10 protein-coding genes (1 of these 10 only partly in view) are annotated in these 21,724 nt (G+C 58.4%); 4 read left to right on the top strand and 6 right to left on the bottom strand.

The features are described from left to right. Window positions 1–57: 57 nt before the first annotated feature. The 3 genes from KQP88_RS12195 to KQP88_RS12185 all read right to left on the bottom strand — a co-directional run bounded on the left by KQP88_RS12195 (window position 58) and on the right by KQP88_RS12185 (window position 3,092). The gene (locus KQP88_RS12195) at window positions 58–1,350 is read right to left on the bottom strand and encodes a PQQ-dependent sugar dehydrogenase (RefSeq protein ID WP_216705832.1); all 1,293 of its coding nucleotides are present in this window, start codon (window positions 1,348–1,350) and stop codon (window positions 58–60) included. After that, complete coding sequence (locus tag KQP88_RS12190; RefSeq protein ID WP_216705831.1) at window positions 1,347–1,775, bottom strand: DUF2231 domain-containing protein; 429 nt, start codon at window positions 1,773–1,775, stop codon at window positions 1,347–1,349. The genes KQP88_RS12195 and KQP88_RS12190 overlap by 4 nt, the downstream gene beginning before the upstream one ends. A 168-nt stretch (window positions 1,776–1,943) precedes the next feature. Continuing rightward, window positions 1,944–3,092 carry an efflux RND transporter periplasmic adaptor subunit gene (locus KQP88_RS12185; protein ID WP_456107240.1) on the bottom strand — a complete coding sequence of 383 codons (1,149 nt, stop codon included), beginning with the start codon at window positions 3,090–3,092 and terminating at the stop codon, window positions 1,944–1,946. Window positions 3,093–3,469: 377 nt separating this feature from the next. On the opposite strand from KQP88_RS12185, the gene KQP88_RS12180 reads away from it, so the two are divergent. The 4 genes from KQP88_RS12180 (at window position 3,470) to KQP88_RS12165 (ending at window position 8,549) form a co-directional block, all read left to right on the top strand. Continuing rightward, window positions 3,470–4,279 carry a helix-turn-helix transcriptional regulator gene (locus KQP88_RS12180; RefSeq protein ID WP_236249843.1) on the top strand — a complete coding sequence of 270 codons (810 nt, stop codon included), beginning with the start codon at window positions 3,470–3,472 and terminating at the stop codon, window positions 4,277–4,279. A gap of 45 nt (window positions 4,280–4,324) precedes the next feature. Further along, window positions 4,325–5,782 carry an AdeC/AdeK/OprM family multidrug efflux complex outer membrane factor gene (gene adeC, locus KQP88_RS12175; RefSeq protein ID WP_200992269.1) on the top strand — a complete coding sequence of 486 codons (1,458 nt, stop codon included), beginning with the start codon at window positions 4,325–4,327 and terminating at the stop codon, window positions 5,780–5,782. Between the two features lie 556 nt (window positions 5,783–6,338). Continuing rightward, the gene (locus KQP88_RS12170; RefSeq protein WP_200992270.1) at window positions 6,339–7,070 is read left to right on the top strand and encodes a helix-turn-helix transcriptional regulator; all 732 of its coding nucleotides are present in this window, start codon (window positions 6,339–6,341) and stop codon (window positions 7,068–7,070) included. 636 nt (window positions 7,071–7,706) lie between these two features. After that, the gene (locus tag KQP88_RS12165; RefSeq protein WP_200992271.1) at window positions 7,707–8,549 is read left to right on the top strand and encodes a helix-turn-helix transcriptional regulator; all 843 of its coding nucleotides are present in this window, start codon (window positions 7,707–7,709) and stop codon (window positions 8,547–8,549) included. A gap of 146 nt (window positions 8,550–8,695) precedes the next feature. Here the strand turns inward: KQP88_RS12165 and KQP88_RS12160 are convergent, their stop codons facing one another. From KQP88_RS12160 to KQP88_RS12150, 3 genes are all read right to left on the bottom strand, one after another. Continuing rightward, window positions 8,696–10,660 (bottom strand): MacB family efflux pump subunit, encoded by a 1,965-nt coding sequence (locus tag KQP88_RS12160; protein WP_025260147.1) that lies wholly within the window; start codon window positions 10,658–10,660, stop codon window positions 8,696–8,698. Continuing rightward, window positions 10,657–11,832 carry a macrolide transporter subunit MacA gene (gene macA, locus KQP88_RS12155; RefSeq protein WP_200992272.1) on the bottom strand — a complete coding sequence of 392 codons (1,176 nt, stop codon included), beginning with the start codon at window positions 11,830–11,832 and terminating at the stop codon, window positions 10,657–10,659. Before macA ends, KQP88_RS12160 begins: the two co-directional genes overlap by 4 nt. An 81-nt stretch (window positions 11,833–11,913) precedes the next feature. After that, on the bottom strand, window positions 11,914–21,724 hold the 3' end of the coding sequence (locus KQP88_RS12150; protein ID WP_216705829.1) for a non-ribosomal peptide synthase/polyketide synthase. 21,044 nt of this gene lie beyond the right edge of the window; only the last 9,811 of its 30,855 coding nucleotides appear in the window; its start codon lies beyond the right edge, outside the window — the gene reads right to left on this strand; its stop codon occupies window positions 11,914–11,916.

Raw genomic sequence — 21,724 nt, 5'->3', positions numbered from 1 at the left:
TGACTTTTTGACGTTGCAGATGCGCCGGGCACTACTGCCCGGCGCATTGCTCAAGGGTTATCGATTACGAGTCACCCGCCACACCGTATTCGCCAGGTCATCGGCGATAATCAATGCGCCACGTGGATCGACCGTCACCCCCACAGGCCGACCGCGGGTTTTCCCGTCTGCATCCCTGAAGCCTGTAGCGAAATCAAGCGGCTCCCCTGCTGGACGTCCGTTGCTGAACGGTACGAAGATCACTTTGTAACCCACCGGATTATCCCGGTTCCAGCTGCCATGCTCGCCAACGAATACGCCGTTTGCGTACTTGTCGCCCAAGGCAGGTATGGAGAAGTCGACGCCCAGTGCTGCGACGTGCGATCCCAGGCTGTAATCGGGCTTGATTGCAGCAGCCACCTTTTCGGGATTCTGCGGCTGGGCGCGAGAGTCGACGTTCTGTCCCCAATAGCTGTAAGGCCAGCCGTAAAATCCGCCTTCGCGCACGGAGGTCAGATAGTCGGGAACCAGATCGGGCCCAAGCTCATCACGCTCATTGACCACCGTCCACAGTTGCCCTGTCTCGGGCTGAATCGCCAATGCCGTAGGGTTGCGCAGACCGGTTGCATAAGGTTTGTGAGCGCCTGTCTGAGCATCGATCTGCCACACCATGGCACGGTCGACTTCTGCCTCCATGCCACGTTCGGTGACGTTGCTGTTTGAGCCGATACCGACATACAGGAAACGGCCGTCAGGGCTGACCGTCAGGGCCTTGGTCCAGTGGTGGTTGATCTCGGAAGGCAGGTCAGTGACCTTGGTGGGCGCGCCGCTGGCCTTGGTCTGGCCTTCTGCATAATCGAAACGCACCAGCGCATCCTGGTTCGCCACGTACAGCTTGTCATCGGCAAAGGCCAGGCCATAAGGCGCGTTGAGGTTTTCGGCGAACACGGTCTTCAGCTCGTAGGTTCCATCACCGTCGGCATCACGCAGCAATGTCAGACGATTACCGCCTTTGACCTTGGTATTACCCTCGGCCTTGATGACGCTTGCGATGACATCCTTGGGCTTGAGCTTCGCGGCACCGCCGCCACGACCTTCTGCAACGATGATATCGCCGTTGGGTAGAACAAGCGTCTGACGCGGGATTCTCAGATCGGTAGCGATCGCGGTAACACTGTAGCCCTGAGGCACGGTTGGCTTTTTATCGCCCCACTCGGCCGGCTCGGCAATTTTCATGCTCGGCAGCAGGCCGCGTTGCGGCTCAGGCAGTTTGGGATCGGGCCCGAGAGACTGGGTGCTATCCGCTTCGCCGCCACATGCGCTCAGCAACAAGGCAACACTCAAAACAGACAGTGCAGGCAAGTGTCTCATTGCGCACCTCCCGACCGCAGGTTGGTCAACCCGATCCATGCGGCGACAACAGACATCAGGGTCACGATGACGGACAGAACCAGACCCGAGGGCATGACGGCCCATGCGTCTTTTGCATGTTCGAAAGCATTGATCAAGCCCAATACCCAAGTGCCCAGAAGCAGCAGAAAGTACACCACCGGGCGACCGGACTTGTGCTCTGCCCGGATCAGATTGACCAGCGCGAACAGCAGCGCCAGGCCGCAGAACACCAGGCCACCGGCAATAAGCCAGGACGCAAAGTTGCTCCACTGAATCTGAAAGGTCTTGAAGTAGGCAATGTCACTCAGCAAGGCGCCGAGAAACAGCGGGACGGTTCCGGCAAGCAAGATCGCGTGCAGCGGGCTTGGCGTGCTTCGGTAGACGGGGTTGGCGGTAACGGTCACGGCGGCTCCTTATCGTGTGGCGAACCTGGACTCATGCGCGGTGCAGTGGCACCGGCTCATCAGGGCGCGCGCAGACTGCGCACAGAAAAGGAACGCATGGCCAAGCCGTTAGTTCAGCCCGTTTCGTATCTAAATATGTTCAAGGCGCCTCAAGACAAGACAAAGCCTCTATTTCGGTGCCTCGCCTCCAATAACGACCTTGTCTCCCGCCTTCAAACCGGACAGCACCTGAACCCTGACCTTGTTATTGATGCCGGTACGTATGGTTTCCGTTCTGATCTGGTCCTGCTCTTCAAGGATGCGCACCGGATAAGTCCCGTCAGGGTTCTGTTCGCCCAGTGCAGCCACGGGAATCGTCAAGACGCCCTCACCCACCTCAAGCACGACGCGTACCTGTGCCGTCATGTTGATTCTCAGGCGCCCGTCGGGGTTGGGTACATCGAACAAGGCGTTGTAGAAAACCGCTGAATCTGACCGCCCTGCTCCACTGGACTGGCTGGCGAAGCTGGTAGAGGCCGGCTCGATGCCTCGCAATGTGGCGTTGTAGCGCTTGTCACGGTCCCCGAGGATCGTGAAGTAGACCGGCATGCCAGCCTTGATCTTCACCACATCGGCTTCGGAAACCCGCGCCTTGATGGTCATCGTATCGAGCCGGGCCATTTTCAGAATCACCGGAGCCAGTTGTTCGGCAATGACCGTCTGGCCTTCCTGAGTAACGATGGCCAGGATCTTGCCATCCATGGGCGCAAGAATTCGCGTGTACCCCAGATTTATCCGGGCTGTCTCTATGTTGATTCGGGCTGTACGAACCTGGGCCTGAAGTGACGCCAGCGTGGCGCTTTTCTCTTCATGATCAAAGCGAGCCTTGTCGAGATCCTCACGCGATACTGCAGCGTCTGCCCCCAGTTCCTCATAGCGTTGATAGGTCAAACGTGCGAGGTGCGCTTGGTGAACGGCGGCATCTCTGTCTGCACTCAGCCTTTCGCTGTTGACGATGGCCTGGCGCAGCGCGTTGCTCGCCGGCAGAGGATCGATCTGGGCCAGTAACTGCCCTTTCTGGACATTGTCGCCGGGAGCGACCTTCAGGCTTTGCAACTGGCCGGAAACCTGGGCCCCCACATCCACTTGCTGCTGGCCCTGAAGCACGCCTTCTGCCTGTACGGCATTTTCGATTTGGGTAATCTCGGCCGAAGCGGTCAGGTAATGAGGAGCCTCGTCTTGAGTGGCACCTTTATAAAGAGCATAACCCGCCAGTGAAACCAGCAGGTCGATGAAAATCATCCGCAGAATGATTTTGCGGTAGTTGAGGCCACGCAGAAAACGCCAGATCCTCCTCACCACCAGGCCCTTTTCGTGATATGCATGTAACCCCCTCATTCTCGGTCAGAGGGAATAGAAGCATTCGGGGTCGGGCGCGTCTGTCCTTGCATTCGGGGACAAGATTGCAGTGGTATTCACCTACAGGCTCGGGAAGCTTACAGTGCAAGCTCTGTAGGGTTTTCAGACACATGCATGACAGTTTGTCCCCAGTTTCCCTTACAGACATGAACCAAGGCCCATGTGTACATTCATCCATACATTAGGAGTCTTGTCCTACAAAATGAGTGCACTACAAGGCAAGACATTAATGGACTTCCGGGCCGGGCGAGTTCTGAAATCCCGGCGGAAACTAATGCCATGGGGGCACACGTGTGATGAATGCCAATCTACGAATGACGGGAAAGCAACCGGCTTACTTCCTCGAACTGGGGCGTCTTATCTCGAGCGTCGGCGATGCGCAGTTCGTCTCCAATATGTATCAACTCATAGCCGCCTCTGTGCCCATCGATCTTCTTGAACTCAGCGAATGGACCATCGATGAAAGCGAAGCAAGTATCATAAGCATCCAGCCTCTCGGGCGCGAAGCTACAGAGCGTAAGCTGGGAACGCCGACAGCATTGCCAGACAACCAGATGCTGCTCACGCGGATGCTCAATCTGGATGATTCACTGCTGATTCACCTCAAATACACAATCAATGATGCATCTGGCAGTAACACAGGCTCCAGTGTCGCTTACCAGTGCAATCTGGTTTCACGAAAGTCCAATCGCCGCTGTGTGATCTCTCTGCGCCGGGAACCGCCACTGCGTGATTTCTCTCTGCATGAGCTGTCTTTCCTGAAGAATTTTTCCGAAACCCTGCTGCCCTTGCTGGAGCGACACGCTCAGGCAACACGTAATCTCTTCAGCACACCGACCGAAGAAGATTCAGCCATGCAGGGCGGACAACAGTTGCAGAAAGACTTCAACGAAAAGCTGACGCTTTCCGAAGTCAGGCTGTCGTTGCGTGAAAAGGAAATCTGTCTTGGCCTGCTCGCCGGTTCAACGGTTCCGGAAATGGCTGAGAAACTCCATGTCAAAAACAGCTCCATAGAAACCTACCTCAAACGTGCAGCAGCCAAGCTTGGCGTGAAAGGACGTCACGGTCTGGTGAAGTGGATGATTGGTGTCTCCCAGAGCGCCTGATTCACTGACTGCAGAGGGTTGCCGGTATCCACAAAGGCTATTTCAATGAAGTACTTCCTACTCAGCGCCCTGGCGGCTTCAATGCTTGGCGGTTGCTCTCTCATTCCCGACTATCAACGCCCGACCGCCCCCGTAGCTGCAAGCTATCCGACAGGTACAGCCTATGAGGCAGGTGCTACCGGACCTGCAAATCAGGCAGCGGCGGAACAAGGCTGGCGAAATTTTTTCCGCGACCCGGTACTTGGCCAACTGATCGAAAGCTCATTGTCCAATAACCGCGACTTGCGCGTAGCCGCACTCAATCTCGAGGCCTATCAGGCTCAGTACCGCATACAGCGCAGCGACCTGTTTCCTTCTGTTTCGGTGAGCGGATCAGGCACGCGGCAAAGCCTTCCTGCGGATTTGTCAGGGATCAACGAGCGCGCCATCAGTACCTCCTACTCCACGACACTGGGTATCAGCGCCTACGAGCTGGACCTGTTCGGGCGCAATCGCAGTCTTTCCCGTGAGGACCTGGAAACCTACCTTTCCAGCGAGCAGGCACGGCGCAGCACGCAACTGAGTCTTGTGGCCAACGTGGCAAACGCCTACTTCACCTGGCGTGCCGATCAGGAACAACTCAAACTCACCAGTGAAACCCTGCAGACCTATGAAGAGAGTCTCAAGCTGACCCTGCAGCAAGGATCGGCAGGCACGGCATCGGCCCTGGCAATCAGCCAGGCACGCACATCCGTTGAAAGTGCACGGGCACGCCTGGCGCAATACGAAAGACAGGTTGCCCAGGACCTCAATGCCCTGACACTGCTGGTGGGTGCCAGCGTTTCGGACAATCTGCCGGCACAGCCCTTGAGCAGCGAGCTTCTTGGCAGTGTACCGGCAGGCTTGCCTTCGGAACTGTTGCAGCGTCGCCCCGACATTCTGCAAGCCGAATACCTGCTCAAGGCCGCCAATGCCAACATCGGCGCTGCGCGGGCCGCATTCTTCCCAAGTATCAGCCTGACCGCCAACGCGGGCACCTCAAGTACCGAACTGTCGAGGTTGTTCAAGGCGGGTTCAGGGGGCTGGCTGTTTCAGCCAGAGATCAACATTCCGATCTTCAATGCTGGCAACCTGCGCGCCAGCCTGGACTACTCGAAAATCCAGAAAGATATCCGGGTCGCACAGTATGAAAAAAGCATCCAGACCGCATTCCAGGAAGTCGCCGATGGCCTGGCGGCACGGCAGACCTACACAGAGCAACTGATCGCGCAGCGTGACTCGCTCAAAGCCAACGAGGACTACTACCGGCTGGCAGAGGCACGTTACAGAAGCGGTCTTGATAGCAGCCTTACCCTGCTGGATGCTCAGCGCTCGCTGTTCACCGCTCAATCGACACTGATCTCGGACCGTCTTGCCCAACTGACGGCCGAGATCAACCTTTACAAGGCGCTAGGTGGTGGCTGGCATGAATACACCACCCCGGCAAGCCTCCCGCACATCCCTCCCCAGGCACCGCCCGCGTAAGCGGGCGTGCCGAACAATCCATTCAAATGATAATGGTCGCCTAGTGCATCTGCGCAGCCTGATGGTCAGGCCTTAATATTAAATAGCTAGCACTTAGCGTACCAGAGCACATTAATATTTTTTTACCTACTCATATGTATGTATATGCACTAAAGCATTTAGCGGTGTTACTAATTCACTCAATCAAAGACCCCAACACAAACTCTACCCACCTCATATAGCCAAAAATGATAAAAGCCTACACCCGCAGGTTGCACTAGAGGCTGAAACGATATAGCTTTTTCCCCAATCCACGTGCATGATTGAATCCATGCGTGAATCATCGAATCTTAGAGCAGGTAAATAGTGACTTTTGAAATCATGAAATTTTCACATTCGGCAGACTAGGGCTCCGGCCATACACGACAAGCCTCGAACTTGCCATTGAACTTTCCTGATCATCCGTTGTCATACGACCGCATTTGTTTCCGATGAAAACTCGCACTATTCAGCGTTCTTGACCGGGTAACAGACACGCACAAGCGTGGCCAAGATTGATATTTATCGGACTGACTCTATGCCCATAAAACTGCCGGGTTCACAGGTATTTGATTTGCTCATCGAAGCGGAGCGCAATTTCCCTGCCGCCAGTGAAACTGAATATATCAGTTCGCTCGCCTCCCTGTTTGGCAAGTTAAGCGTTGATTATTTTGCCTACCTCCACATGGACCTCACCCCGCTGGGTATTTCTCGAGTCTCCATATTCAGCAATTACCCGGCTGAATGGATCGAGACCTACCGCAAGAAATCACTCTACAAGAAAGACCCCATCATCATTCATTCGGCAAACACCTCAAGCCCGTTCTTCTGGAGCGAGGTCCTGCGCCCCAAGCATGTCAACCTGGAGGTGGTCGAGCAATCCGCCCACTACGGGATCGAGCAGGGCTTCACCGTGCCCATGCATGAGCCAGGTCGCACGTTTGGCTCGATGCACCTGGCCGCTTCCCTGGCCAACAAAGCCTTCGTTCCCAGTGTCAAAGCCCATCAGCTGGCGATAAAGGCCATAAGCGATCTCGCCCATCACAACAGGCCGCAGCCCTCCTCCACCTCCGACTCGCTGAGGCTGACGCCTCGTGAAAACGAGTTTCTGAGATGGCTGAGCATGGGCAAGACCTACCGTGAAATCGGGCTGATCATGAATATCAGTGAGCGCACCGTGAAATTCTACGCCCATCAGATGACGGAAAAGCTGGAGTGCGTCAACGTGAAGCAAGCCATGATGAAAGCCATGTATCTCAACTTGGTCTAGTCCAGATCCAAGCCGTGGTCTAGTCCAGAAAGATAGACTACCTCCCTCTTTTCGCCCTGATTGAAAGCACACTTTCGCACTCAATGAGTGCGTAGTTTGTGTGCGCCCGCGATATACCCCCATAACTTACTCAACAAACACGCGTTTGAAACATATATATGTTTAAGCGATGCACGACAGGCAGGAATGTTTAGTAAGGTTTCACCTTAAGGAAAGTCTTCGATAAACATTAACTATTTGGGGCATTGAAAAAAATTATAATAGCTCACGCACGGCCTCCTGAATCATTCCTGTACCTAGGTACAGTAGTAAAAGAGAGAGGTGAAAGTTAAAAATCAATCACTGTTCAATATTCAGACATCGCTCAAATAGTTACTCCACTCCGCCACCCGAGCGCCGAACGCCGGATAGATGTTTAACCCGATCGATGTCGTTTTTTGAATAGTCTTACAAGTTCCTGGTATTACTCGCTGCGAAAAAATAGCCCTTGAATCGTCAAGGGGAAGGCTTGGGAAGCGTACAGGAAGATCACGACCCAGACCTTAATCCATAGGCCCGTCGCCGTTTCAGTCGCGATTGGGAAGGTTGAAGAAATTCAACTGAAAAAAATTTCATCTAACACAAAAAGGAAGTCTGATGAACGTTCAACAACTTTTTCCCCACCTGGGTAAAGTCATCACCGGTACTGGAAGCCGTCATTTTGCCCGCCTGCTTCACGATCTGATCAGTGCCTCGCTCCATGTAGACGCCACTCATGTGACCCAGCACCGCACCAGGCTGGTGGAGGTCGCGGCAACGGCATCAGTACCCGCTCCCATGACCAGAAGCTCAAGTCAGGATGCCACGCCGCAGACCGGCAAGCCCCGCCTGGAGCCAGTCTTGCTGAGCGCCGACCAGTTTGCCAATGCCCGTATCGATAAAAGCATCAGATTCGACGTACAGGACATCTCGGCCCAGTGCGCAGACCAGAGTGAGGTGCCTCAAGTGCACCTGGCATCGCACAGCAATGGCCAGCGCTGCGTCATCTCGGTCTATCGCTCATCCTCGTCCAAACCATTCACCAGCCAGGAGCGCTCGCAACTCAAGGACATGTCCTGGATGCTGTTGCCCATTGTGGAAGAACACATCGCCACCCTGACACCCGTACGTGCGGCCGTGGCCCCAACGCCGATTATCGCCGGTGCCGCAGAAGATGCAGCCATGGAAAGTTTGCGTCAGCGCTTCCTTGATCGCCTGGATGCGTGCGAGCTGAGCCTGTCACTGCGCGAAACCGAGGTGTGCGTAGGTCTGCTGGCAGGCCTCACTGTGCCTCAACTGGCCGAACGGCTGGAATTGAAGGTCAGCACCGTAGAGAGCTATTTCAAGCGCGCCGCGGTAAAGATGGGTATTGGTGGGCGCAGCCCGCTGCTTCGCTGGCTGCATTCAACCGACACCAAGCGCAGTGTCACTGCTGCCGGCGTCTATCAAAAGGCTGTCTGAGACAGCTTTCCACTTTTTCAACGTTCACTGCCTTTCGCAAGGGTATCGGTTTTACATCCTGCCGATACCCTTTCTTCTTTCTTGCAGCACAATCCTTTTCCCTCTCAGCCGGTTCAGCCCCGGAGAACCGGGGCTGGCCGCAAGGCTCAGTCCCGTGCAAGGGCCTCGATAGGATCAAGACGTGCCGCATTGCGTGCAGGCACAAAACCGAACACGATGCCGATCAGGGTGGAGCAGACGAACGCCGTGATGATCGACCCCAGTGAAAACACCATCTGCCATTCCTTGACCAGCAGGGAAAACACATAACCGATGGCAAAGGACAGGCCAATGCCGATCAGGCCGCCCAGCAGGCAAACCATGACCGCCTCGACCAGAAACTGCTGACGAATGTCAGAAGGCCTTGCGCCAACCGCCATCCTGATGCCGATCTCGCGGGTACGCTCGGTCACCGATACCAGCATGATATTCATGACGCCGATACCGCCGACCACCAGGGAAATCACCGCGATCAGCGACAACAGCAGCGCCAGGGACTGACTGGTCTTCTGCACGGTCTGCATGATGCTGTCCAGGTTGTAGGTGAAGAAATCCTTGGTGCCGTGACGTTTCTCGATAAGTTTGGTCAGGTTTTCTTCCACCAGCTTGCTCGGCTGACCGTCCTTGACCCGCACCGTGATGCTGTCCAGGTAACGCTGGCCCAGCAAACGGCCGGACGCCGTTTCGTAAGGCATCCATACATTCAGGTTTTTGCTGGTGTTGAAGACGCTCTTCTTGTCTTCGGTCACACCAATGACGACACAGGGCAGGTTATCCACCAGAATCACCTGACCCAACGGATCGGTTTTAGGCCCGAACAGACGTATACGGGTGTTGTGATCGATCACCACCACCTGGGCCTGGCGAATGCTGTCTTCCTTGCTGAAGCCTACGCCCTCTCCCATCTTGATGCCCCGTACACGGAAATAGTTGTCGCCTACTCCGTTGACTGTCGCGGTCACGTCGAGATTCTGATAGCGCAGCAGCAGGTTGCGACCGACGTTGGGCGTGGCGCTGTCAATGTAGTACTGCTCTCCCAGCGCCGCGACGTCACCCAGGGAGAGCGTTTCGATCGCCGCCGAGCGGCTGTCTCCCCAGTCGGTCCCGGGGAATATCTCGATGGTCGTGCTGCCAATGGCGGCGATGTCATTGAGCACATAGCGTTTGGCGCCCTCACCGACCGCCACGATAGACACTACGGACGTAATGCCGATGACAATTCCCAGCATGGTCAGCAAGGTGCGCATGCGGTGTGATATCAGCGCGACCCAGGCCATGGTGAAGGCCTCGCGAAACAGCTCGAAGCTGGCCACCAGGCGATTGCCCTTCCGGTTTTTTGTCGGTAACTGATCCTGCTCCTGGTCTTGCGGGGCCTGACGATCAGGATTGATACGATCACTGACAATCTTGCCATCGGATATCTCGATGACTCGCTGCGCATGCGCTGCAACCTTCTCATCGTGAGTCACCAGAATGACCGTGCGCCCGGCCGCATTGAGTTCCAGCAAAATCTTCATCACCTCCTTGCCGCTGGCGGTGTCCAGCGCTCCGGTCGGCTCGTCGGCGAGAATGATCTCGCCACCGTTCATCAAGGCTCGCGCAATACTGACCCGTTGCTGCTGACCGCCAGAGAGCTGATTGGGCCGATTGCTCAGATGCTCTCCCAGCCCCAGGCGTGACAGAAGCTCTTGCGCCCTGTCATTTCGGGCTGACTCGCCGACACCAGCGTAGATCGCAGGCATCTCGACGTTATTCACAGCACTCAAGTGCCCAAGCAGGTGATAACGCTGAAAGATGAAACCGAAATGATCGCGCCTGAGGGCTGCCAGCTCGTCATCCGTCAGCGCATGGGTTTCACGTCCACTGACCTTGTAGCTCCCGGCATCGGCATGATCGAGACAGCCAAGCACGTTCATCAGTGTCGACTTGCCCGACCCGGATGCGCCGATGATCGCGACCAGTTCCCCTTCATTGATGGTCAGGTTGATGTTATCCAGGGCAATGAAATCCTTGGCGCCTGCGCTGAAACGACGGGTAATGCCCTGCAGTTCCAGTAACGGTTGAGTCGTCATGCGCCAGCCCCCGACGTTGCGGTTGCAGTCGCCGTCGAGGTGGAAGGTTCACCGATGACCACCTGATCACCTTCCTGCAGCCCGTCATCGATCTGCACCCGGACATTGTTATTGATGCCGGTCTTGACCTTGCGAACCTGCGCCACACCTTGAGCATCCAGTACGCGAACCGCAAAGCGGCCATCAGTATCTTTGTCGCCCAAGGCCGCAACAGGCACTGTCAGCACACCAGAGGCCTTGGAAAGGACGATACGCACCTGCGCGGTCATCGAAATGCGCAGCTTGTGATCGGGATTGGGCACATCGAACAGCGCGTTATAGAAAACCGCTGTGTTCTGGCGACTGGAGTTGTTGGCCTGGGTTTCCAGGAAGTTCTGCGGCGCAGGCTCGATACCGCGCAATTTGCCGTAGTAGCGCTTGTCGGACTCGCCCAGGATCGTGAAATAGACTTCCTGGCCTTGTTTGATGTGAATCACATCCGCTTCGGAAACCTGAGCCTTGACGGTCATGGTGTCCAGATCGGCCAGTTTGAGCAGCACCGGCGCCAGTTGCTGGGCGATGACGGTCTGGCCTTCCTGGGTCACGATGCCCACCACGGCGCCATCGATGGGCGCGACAATGCGCGTATACCCCAGGTTGACCCGGGCGGTTTCCACCTGGATACGGGCATCCTTGAGCTGAGCATTCAAGGAGCGCAGGTTGGCATCCTGAACATGAAAATCCGCCTTGGCCGTCTCGAAATCCTGCTTCGAAATTGCGTTGGCCGGCAGCAGGTTCAAATAACGCTCGTAGGTGGCCTTGGCTTGGCCCAGTTGCGCTGCCGTGGCTTCCTTCTTGGCGATCAGGTCCTCTTCATTGACCTGAGCCTGACGCAGGGAATTCTGCAATACGACCGGGTCGATCTCGGCCAGCCACTGCCCTTTCTTGACCTCATCTCCCAGCTGGACCTTGAGAGACTTCAACTGGCCGGACACCTGGGCACCGACATCGACCTGCCTGACGCCTTGCAGAACGCCGGTAGCCAGCACCGAATTCTCGATGTCGCTGCGCTCTGCCTTGGCTGTCAGGTATTGGGGCGGCGCTTCCTCGGAGCGAGTCGCGGCATACAGAATCCCGGCAGCAACCACCAGACCGAGAGTGATAACGGTTTTGCGAAATTTGAACTTTGGCATATAGGACCACGAATACGTTACGGACAGGCCCGGCTGGCTGGCAGCCGGGATGAAGGTTGTCGATGCTTGCCGTCGAGGCCGTTATTCAAGGGGCATTTTCGGGCTGACTTCCTTGCCTGATTCAGCGAGTCCCTCGCGCCACCATTGCGCGAGGCGTTGCACATGACCGTCCTTGAGAATCGTGAAATGGTTTCCGGGGCCGTACCAGACGCTCAGGTCCAGTACATGGGACTTCCAGCCTTCGAGCATCGATTGCTGCTCACGCTGGTTGTTCGCGGCATCCAGGGTCGGGTCCTCGGCCAGTACCAGACGGGCTGGGCCGTCATAGCGGTGAGCGGGTTTGTAACGTGTACGCAAGGCGGCCCCGAATGCACGGGCCGGCCCATTCATTGCCGTGACCGGAGAGCGGGCCGGCAGAATGCCTGCGCGCACCATGCCCGCATGCAGCATTCGCATCTGCCCGGCATCGTTCTGGGCAGCAAAGGCCGCCGCATCGATGTTCAATGATTTGCCAGACGACAACTGAATCGCCTCGATCAGGCGCTTCAGGACGCCGCTGCTCGTATAAGGCTTGCCCACCACACCGTTGCCGCCGGGCGATTCGCTGTCGATCAGGGTCAGCGACGCAACCTCGCGTCCCCGGGCCTGGAGGCGAGCCGCCATTTCATAAACCACCCAGCCACCGAACGAATGACCCAGAAGATGCACGGGGCCGTGGGGATGAACGGAATCGATGGCCTTCAGGTACGCCTCGGCGGCGACTTCCACCAGACCGAAAGGCACTGTCGCGCCATCCAGTCCTCTGGGTTGCAGGCCGTGTACCGGCCAGTGCGGACCGAAAGCATCGGCCAGGGCGATAAAGCCGGTGACACTGTCGCCAGCCCCCGGCACACAGAACACCGGCACATGATCGGCACGCCCGGACTGAATCGTCAGCAATGGGTGGAACGTACCGCCGTTCGGACCTGCAGGCCCGCCATTCTCCAATGCAGCACTGATGGCCTCGCCCAGCACCTGGATGTGCGGCACCTCCATCATGGTCTGGTGGTCACCCGGCACCGAGATGCAACGCAATTGAGTGACAGGCAGAACGGCTTCCCAGCCCAGGTTCCCGTCATGCAGCGGCGCATCCGCAGCTCGCTCGGCGGCCACGAACAGATGCACCGGTACAGGAATCGGGTACACGCTGTAGTTCGCAAGGGCATGGCCATGAGCGACTTCGCGATCCAGGTAAGACCAGAGCTCGTCACGTCCCAGCACTGCAATTTCCGCTGGCAACAGATTCTGTGCACGGCAGGCCGCCAGCAACGTATCGAAATCTGACTGGCGGGCCATCGATTGCAGTGCCGCCAGGGCATCAGCGATACGGGCACGCTCTTCATTGCTCAGCCCGGCGGCATTGCCCAGTACCTCGCAGCGGTCCAGCAAGTGCAAGGCATGCCCGTGCTCGCTGTCCCAACGCTGCTGCCCCTGATCCACGAGACGCGGGTAGTAGCTGTCGATCAGGCCAAGGAATTCGACCGTTTCCTCAAGTGCAATCAGCTGGTTGGCGATTTCATAGGCCAGAACACCACCAAACGACCAGCCCGCCAGACGATAAGGACCTTGTGGCTGAACCTCACGCATCAGCCCGACCAGCCGGGTTGCCATGCATTCCAGTGTCTGCAATTGCGGCTCACCCCAGGCCAGGGCGGGCAACCCATAGACCGGCGTATCGAGGTCGATGTGTTTACCCAGCGCCGGGAAGTAAAGGTCCAGACCGCTGAACTCATGAACCAGGAACAATGGCGTACGGGTGCCGCTACGACGCACGGGAACTGCGCCTCCCTCTCCCGCCTGGCCGGCCCCGCGCTGCTGGATAAGCGCGGCCATGGCCGCGACACTGTCGTGTTCGAAGACCTCGGACAACGTGATGCGCGCATCGATCTGAGTCAGAACCCCGACCAGACGCACCGCCAGCAACGAGTGGCCGCCCAGTTCGAAGAACCGCTCATGGCGTCCCACCCGCTCCAGTTGCAGCACCTGTGCCCAGGCTTCGGCCAGTGTGGTTTCAAGCCCCTCATGAGGCGCTTCATAACCCCGGCTGACCAGCGCCAGTTCATCAGGATCCGGCAGTGCTTTTACATCCACCTTGCCGTTTGCAGTCAATGGCATTTTTTCCACCCTTACATAGGCTGCCGGCACCATATAGTCCGGTAGCTGGTTCTGCATGTGCGCTCGCAGCGCTTCGAGATCAACGTCGCCATCGGCAGTGAAATAGGCCACCAGGCATTTCCCTCCGGCAGTCGACTCACGCGCCAGTACCACGCCCTCTCTGATCGCAGGATGAATATTCAGCCTGGCTTCGATTTCACCCAGCTCGATCCGGTAGCCCCGCAGCTTGACCTGATTGTCGGTACGTCCCAGACAATCCAGGGTCCCGTCCGCCTGCCAGCGTCCGGTATCGCCGGTGCGGTACAACAAGGCACCTTCGCCCGGGCTGAACGGATCATCGAGGAACGCTTTTGCGCTGAGTTCCGGGCGGTTCAGGTAACCCAGGGCCACGCCGTCGCCAGCAATGCAGATCTCACCCTCGACACCCACGGGAACAGGCTTTTGTCGCGCATCCAGCACATACACCCGTGTGTTGGACAAAGGCTTGCCAATGGACAGGATGGCGGCATCCGGCGCGACCTCTCTCACCTCATGAGTGGTGGCGAAGGTCGTGCTCTCGGTCGGGCCATACGCATGCAGCAACTGCAAGGCAGGAGCTTTTTCGCGCATCCGGGCGAACATCTGCGGATCTGCCCGCTCGCCACCCGACATCAGGACACGCAACCCGGCAAGGGCATCGCCGATCAGGCTCACGTAATGGTTGAAGACAGCCGTGGTCAGGAACAGCACGCTGACTTCGGAGCCAGTCAGGACCTGCGCGAAGCGGTTCGGGTCCAGCAGGCATTCATGATCGATGATGACTATCCGCCCGCCATTGAGCAGCGCACCCCAGATTTCCAGGGTGCTGGCATCGAATGCAGGGTTCGATGCAAAAGCCAGACGATCCTGCGCAGTGAACTGCGCGAAATCGTTGTTCAGGACCAGGCGTGCAATGCCACGGTGCGGCACGACCACACCTTTGGGCATCCCCGTAGAGCCGGAGGTGTACAGGATGTAAGCCGCATCGTTGCCACCCGTCTCAACCTGCTCCTCAAGGGCACTACCCGCTGGAACGGTCACATCCAGCCAGCGAATGCCCTCGGGAACCGACATGTTCCCGGCGCTCAGGGTCAGCACAGCGGCACTGTCATCCAGCACCATGCGCAAGCGCTCTTCGGGTGCCTGGCGGTCCAGCGGTACATAGACCGCACCGCACTTGAGAATGGCCAGGGCGCTGACCAGCCACTCCAGCGAACGATTCAGCAGTATGGCGACTGGGTCACCCGGTCTGACACCCTCGTGCCACAACCGTCCGGCCAGACGCCGGGCCTGCTCGTCGAGGCTGCTGTAGGACGTCTCGACACCATCATGCTCGACAGCAACAGCCAGCGGATTCAGTCGTACCTGTGCCTCGAAAAGACGATGCACCGGCTGATCCGCAGGGTAATCCACCTGGGTATCGTTGAACTCCAGCAATACCTGATGACGCTCGGCCAGCGGCAAGACCTGCAATTCATGAACCGGTTTGTCCGGCGTACGCTCCAGGGCTTCGATCAGGCTGTACAACGCCCGGTTCATGTAGCCGCAGATACGTTCCGCTCCGGCCTGAGGTACGGCCTGGGCGGTCAGTACGAACGAATCGACCATGTCATCCACGTTCAGCGCGACCGGATAGTTGCTCCACTCTTCACCGCCCAGCCCTTGAATGCCATCCCATGCCGCTTGAGCCTGGGCATCGACCTGCACACCGCTGTGACGGTAGTTGAGCAAGGCACTGAACAACGGCGCCGGTGCCTCGATGCCGCTGCAACGCTGGGCAAGCGCCAGCGAAGCATGCTCGTGAGCCAGCAGGGCCGCCAGCGAAGCATGAGTCGAGCGCACCGCTTCACGCGCACTCCGGGCAGAAATATCAATGCGGATCGGCAAGGTATTGATGAACATCCCCAGGGCACGATCGGCACCCTCACCGCCCTGCATACGGCCCATCAACAAGGTGCCGAACACCACATCTTCGCGACCACTGACCAGACTCAGCACCTGTGCCCAGGCCAGGTGATGCAGGCTGGCCGGACTCACGCCCAGTTGCCGGGCGCAGGCACGCAGCCTTTGCCCAAGCGTCTCGTCCAGCACCAACCGGAACTGCTCGATACCACTGCCGTCCATCTGCACATCATGCAGGCCGAATGGCAGCGTCGAGGTGCTGACATCGCCGAGCATTTGCGTGAAGAAGGCATCGTGTGTCTGCGCCTCTGTAGCCAATCGTGCCTGGGCCACGTAGTTGCGATAAGGCACGGCAGCGTCCAGTTGTGCTTCCTGCCCTGTCAGGAACGCCTGCATTTCAGCCTGCAAGACATCCAGAGCGGTATGATCCAGTGCAATGTGATGGAACAGCAGGATGCCAACCCAGCGATCCCGCTCATCGTCATAGGCATAGGCCATATGCAGCAGCGGTGCCTGGCGTACATCCATGCGGTAATGACGCGGATCGAAATGCTCGCGCAACTGGTTTTCCAGCGCACCCTGGCGCGGGTCCAGCTTGACCACTTCAATAGGCAGCGGAGCCTGGCGCAAGACCAGTTGAACAGGCTCGCTCAAGCCTTCCCAGAAGATTGCCGTACGCAGAATGTCATGTCGGCCGATCACACCGCGCAAGGCACTGATGAAATCATCCAGACGTTCCTGGTTCTCGAAGGTAAACAGCGCCTGTTGCAGGTAAGAATCACCGACCTCGGAAGCCAGGTGGTGATAGAGAATGCCTTCCTGCAACGGAGCCAGCGGGTAGATATCCTGAATGTTCGCCACACCGCCGGGCACCGCAGCAACCAGACGGTCGATCTCGTCCTGATTCAGGTCGATCAGCGGCAGCATTTGAGGCGTGATCTGCTCACTGCCCGCAACGATCAGGTTTTCCGGCACCGTCACTTCATGGTCACTGCCCACGGCCTCTGCCAGCGCAGCCAGGGTCGGCTGGCCGAACAATACCCGCACATCGGCACTCAACCCGGCCTGGCGCATGCGTTCGATCAGCGTGACCGCCAGCAGCGAGTGCCCGCCCAGTTCAAAGAAGTGGTCGAAGCGACCCACTTGCTCGACATGCAGCAGTTCAGACCAGATCTCGGCCAGCAATATCTCGGTCGCGCCTTGCGGTGCCTCATAAGTGCGGCTGGCAATGCTGTCACGGTCCGGCGCAGGCAAGCGCTTGCGATCCAGCTTGCCGTTGGCGCTCAGTGGCAGGCTGTCGAGCCTTACATACGCGGCCGGAACCATGTATTCCGGTAACAGGCCCAGCAGATAGCCACGCAGGCTTTCGACCTCCAGATCACGGCTTGCGGTGTAATAGGCCGCCAGTCGTTTGTCACCCGGCTCGTCTTCACGGGCAATGACCACTGCTTCCAGAATGTCCGGATGAGTGCCCAGACGTGCAGCCACTTCACCCAGCTCGATACGGAAGCCGCGTATCTTCACCTGATCGTCATTGCGGCCCAGATAAATCAGCGTGCCGTCGGCCAGGAATCGGCCCAGGTCACCGGTGCGGTACATCCGGGCTGCCGGGTCACTGCTGAACGGGTCACGCAGGAAACGCTCGGCGGTCAGATCCGGACGCCCCAGGTAACCGCGGGCAACCTGGACACCGGCAATGTAGATCTCACCCGAACTGCCCAGTGGTACCGGCTGGAAGATGCTGTCCAGCAGATAGATACCGGTATTGGCCACCGGTTTGCCAATCGGCGTGTTATCCGGTGTTTCCAAGCCGCTGCAATCCCAGGCGGTAACGTCCACGGCCGCTTCAGTCGGGCCGTAGAGGTTGTACAGAACGGCGCCGGTCGGTTGTGCCTTGAAGCGGCTGACCAGATGCCCCGGCAGCGCTTCACCACTGCACATCACACGGGTAAGACTATGGCAACGCTCCAGGTTGCCGTGAGCCAGGAAAACTTCCAGCATCGAAGGCACGAAATGCAGTGTCGTGACACCCTGAGCCTGAATCGTGTCGCACAGATAAGCCGGCTCACGATGACCGCCCGGACGCGCCATCACCAGACGGGCACCGTTGAACAGCGGCCAGAAGAACTCCCACACCGACACGTCGAAGCTGAACGGGGTTTTCTGCAGCACGACATCGGTCGCATCCAGCCCGTACTCGTCCTGCATCCACAAGAGCCGGTTCACGACACCGATGTGTTCGTTCATGACCCCTTTGGGCTGACCGGTTGAGCCCGAGGTATAGATCACATACGCCAGGTTCGAGTCTGTCAGGTTGGCAACCGTCGGGTTATTGCCCGGCTGGCCATCCAGATCCTGGCTATCGAGCATCAGCATCGGGCATTTGCAGCCCGGCAGGCTGTCACGCAAGGACAACTGGCTGAGCACGACCACCGGCGCACTGTTTTCCAGCATGTAGGCCAGACGATCCGCAGGATAATCCGGGTCCAGCGGCACGTAGCCGGCACCTGCCTTGAGAATCCCCAGCAGACCCGCAACCATATGCAGGCTGCGCTCCACGCAGATCGCGACCCGATCCTCCACACCGACGCCCATGCCGATCAGACGATGAGCGATGTTGTTGGCCCGGGCGTTGAGCTGCGCATAGCTCCATGACGTGCCTTCGAACGTCAAGGCCGTGGCATCCGGCGTTCTCGCCACTTGCTCTTCAAACAGACCATGCAGCGTCAGGCCTTGTGGATACTCCACGGCGGTCGCGTTGAAGGTTTCGAGCAACTGCCGACGCTCATCGTCCTGCACCAGCGGAATATGGGTCACGATGGCATGGCTGTCAGCGACCATGCCACGCAGCACCGCTTCCAGATAACCCAGATGGCGCTCGATGGTGTCCCGGTCAAACAGAGCGGTTGCATATTCCAGCGAGCCATACAGATGACCGCCGATTTCCGCCATATCCAGCAGCACATCGAACTTGGCGCTGCGGCTGGTGGAATTCACGCCCTGCAGGTTCATGTCACCCAGGGTCAGGTCCTCGCCTGCGCCGTTCTGCCAGGACAACATGGCCTGGAAGATCGGGCTGTGGGACAGGCTGCGCACCGGATTGACGGCTTCCACCACTTGCTCGAACGGCAAGTCCTGATGAGCCTGAGCCTCAAGGGTGCGAGCCTTGACCTGCTGCAGCAATGCCTCGACGCTCGGGTCGGCAGACAAGTCCACTCGCAGTGCCAGGGTGTTGACGAACAGACCGATCAGGCCTTCGACCTCGACCCGGGTGCGGTTGGCCACCGGCGTACCGATCACCACATCATCCTGACTGGCCAGACGCCCCAGTACCGTGGCCCAGGCCGCCAGTACGGTCATGAACAAAGTGGTGCCCTGACGCTGACTCAGCGCCTTGAGCTGTTCAGTCAGAGCCTGATCCAGCGTCAGGCCGACGGCATCCCCCGAATAGTCCTGGTGCGCAGGACGAGCACGGTCAACAGGCAGGCTCAGCAGCGCCGGAGCATCGGCCAGAGCCTGTTGCCAGTAACCCGTCTGCTGTTGCAACACATCGGCGGTCAGCCAGCAGCGCTGCCACATTGCATAGTCGGCGTATTGCAGCGTCAGATCCGGCAACGGATTGCTTTCACCGTTGCGCAGCGCTTCATAAAGAAGGCCCAGCTCACGGGTGAAAATGTCCGAAGACCAGCCGTCGGCAATGATGTGATGGAAAGTCACCAACAGGACATGGTCGTCGCTGGCCATGCGCACCAGTTGGCCACGCACCAGCGGCCCGTTACTCAGATCGAAGGGTGCCCGGGCCTCTTCGGCCAACAGCAACGCAAGGCTCTGCTCGATAGCAGGTTGCCCCTCCAGTGTCTGCAGGCGCAGCTCGAAACCGATATCGGACGGCGCAATGCGCTGTTCGGCATCCTGCCCCGGCAACTGGACAAAGGTGGTGCGCAACGACTCGTGACGCGCAACGATCATGTCCAGCGAACTTTGCAGCGCATTTGCATCCAGCTCGCCACGCAGGCGCAGACCGGCCGGAATGTGATAAGCCGGGTTGTCGCCTTCAAGACGAGCCAGGAACCAGAGTCGCTGCTGCGCGAATGACAGCGGCAAGGCCTGATCACGGGACACCGCGATCACCGAAGGCTGCGAACTGCGGGCTGCCTGAGCCAGCCCCTTGGCCATGGCCTCCAGCACCGGATGGGCAAAGATATCCATCAGGCGCAGTTCGGCACCCAGTCGTTGCCTGACATGAGCGATCAAGCGCATGGCCAGCAGGGAATGCCCGCCCAATTCAAAGAAGTGGTCATTGCGCCCTACTCGCTCCACATCGAGCAATTGCTGCCAGACCTGGGCCAGTGCGGTTTCGGTCGCGCCTTGCGGCGGCTCGTGGATCCGGCTGACAAAAGCCTCGCCTTCCGGTGCTGGAAGCGCCTTGCGATCCAGCTTGCGGTTCGGTGTCAGCGGCATTGCTTCAAGCATCACGAAAGCGCTTGGCAGCATGTATTCGGCCAGTTGTGGCGCGAGGGTTTCACGCAGTACGGCCGCCGTCAGCGTTTGTCCTGCATGCGGCACCACATAGGCGACCAGACGTTTCTCGCCCGGTGCATCCTCGCGGGCGATGACCACGGCTTCCTTGACCCCGACGCAGTCGCCCAGACGGGTTTCGATTTCACCCAGTTCGATACGGAAACCCCGAACCTTGACCTGGAAGTCATTACGACCCAGGTATTCGAGGCTGCCGTCTGCCAGGTAACGCGCCAGATCGCCCGTCCTGTACATCCGGGCGTCAGGCTCGTCGCTGAAAGGATCGGCCAGGAATCGCTCGGCATTGACCCGCTCAAGGTTCAGGTAACCGCGGGCCACACCGTCGCCGCCAATGTACATTTCACCTGCCACGCCCTCTGGAACCGGTTGTTGCCGTGCGTCGAGCAGGTAAATGCGTGTGTTGGCCATCGGTTTGCCGATGGTGACGTTGTGGCTGGCAGCCGAGTGGTCCACGTACGCGGTCGTGCAGGAAACGGTCGCCTCGGTCGGACCGTAGGTATTGATCAACTGGGTGTGGGCTGGACGCAATGCCTGCCACCATTGCAGTTTCTGGGCTGACAAGGCATCGCCCGTAACGTTGATCAACCGCACGTTCGCCAGCGCCCTGGCTGCAAGATGCGGCTGATGGTGCCAGTCGCCCACCAGGGTATGCCAATGCGCGGCCGTCATGTGCAGCATGCTCGGGGCAGCATCTTGCAGACCTTCACTGCCAAAGATGTCACGTGTCGGGACCAAGGTTGCGCCAGCCAGCAACGCCGGGAAAACCTCCTCCACCGATAGGTCGAAGTTGAGGGAGTTCTGCTGCAGCACCGAGTCTTCGGGCGTCAGCTCGAACAGGCGCGCAGCGTCAAGGCTGTAGTTGACCAGCCCGCGATGCTCGATCATCACCCCTTTGGGGTTGCCGGTTGAGCCAGAGGTATAGATCACATAGGCCAGATGTCGGGCGTTCAGGCCTTCCACCTCAGGGTTGTGCTCCGCGCCCGTCAGGGGTTTGTCCAGAGCCACGACCGGGATGCTCAGTGTCGGCAGTGAACAGTCCAGCCCGCGATGGCTCAAGACGGCCTTGGGCTGACTGTCCTGCAACATGAATTGCAGGCGATCCGCCGGATAGGCCGGATCAAGCGGCACATAGGCACCACCGGACTTGAGTACGCCCAGCAGGCCGACCAGCATATCGATACCGCGCTCTACGCAGATCGCCACCCTATCGTCCGGGCCAATCCCGATTCCTATCAATGTGTGGGCCAGGCGGTTGGCCCGCTGGTTCAATTGCGCATAA

The organism is Pseudomonas lijiangensis, from assembly GCF_018968705.1.
In the GTDB taxonomy this organism is placed as follows: Bacteria; Pseudomonadota; Gammaproteobacteria; order Pseudomonadales; family Pseudomonadaceae; genus Aquipseudomonas; species Aquipseudomonas lijiangensis.
The sequence above is the reverse complement of the archived record's forward strand: the minus strand, read 5'-3'. Positions and strand labels throughout refer to the sequence as shown.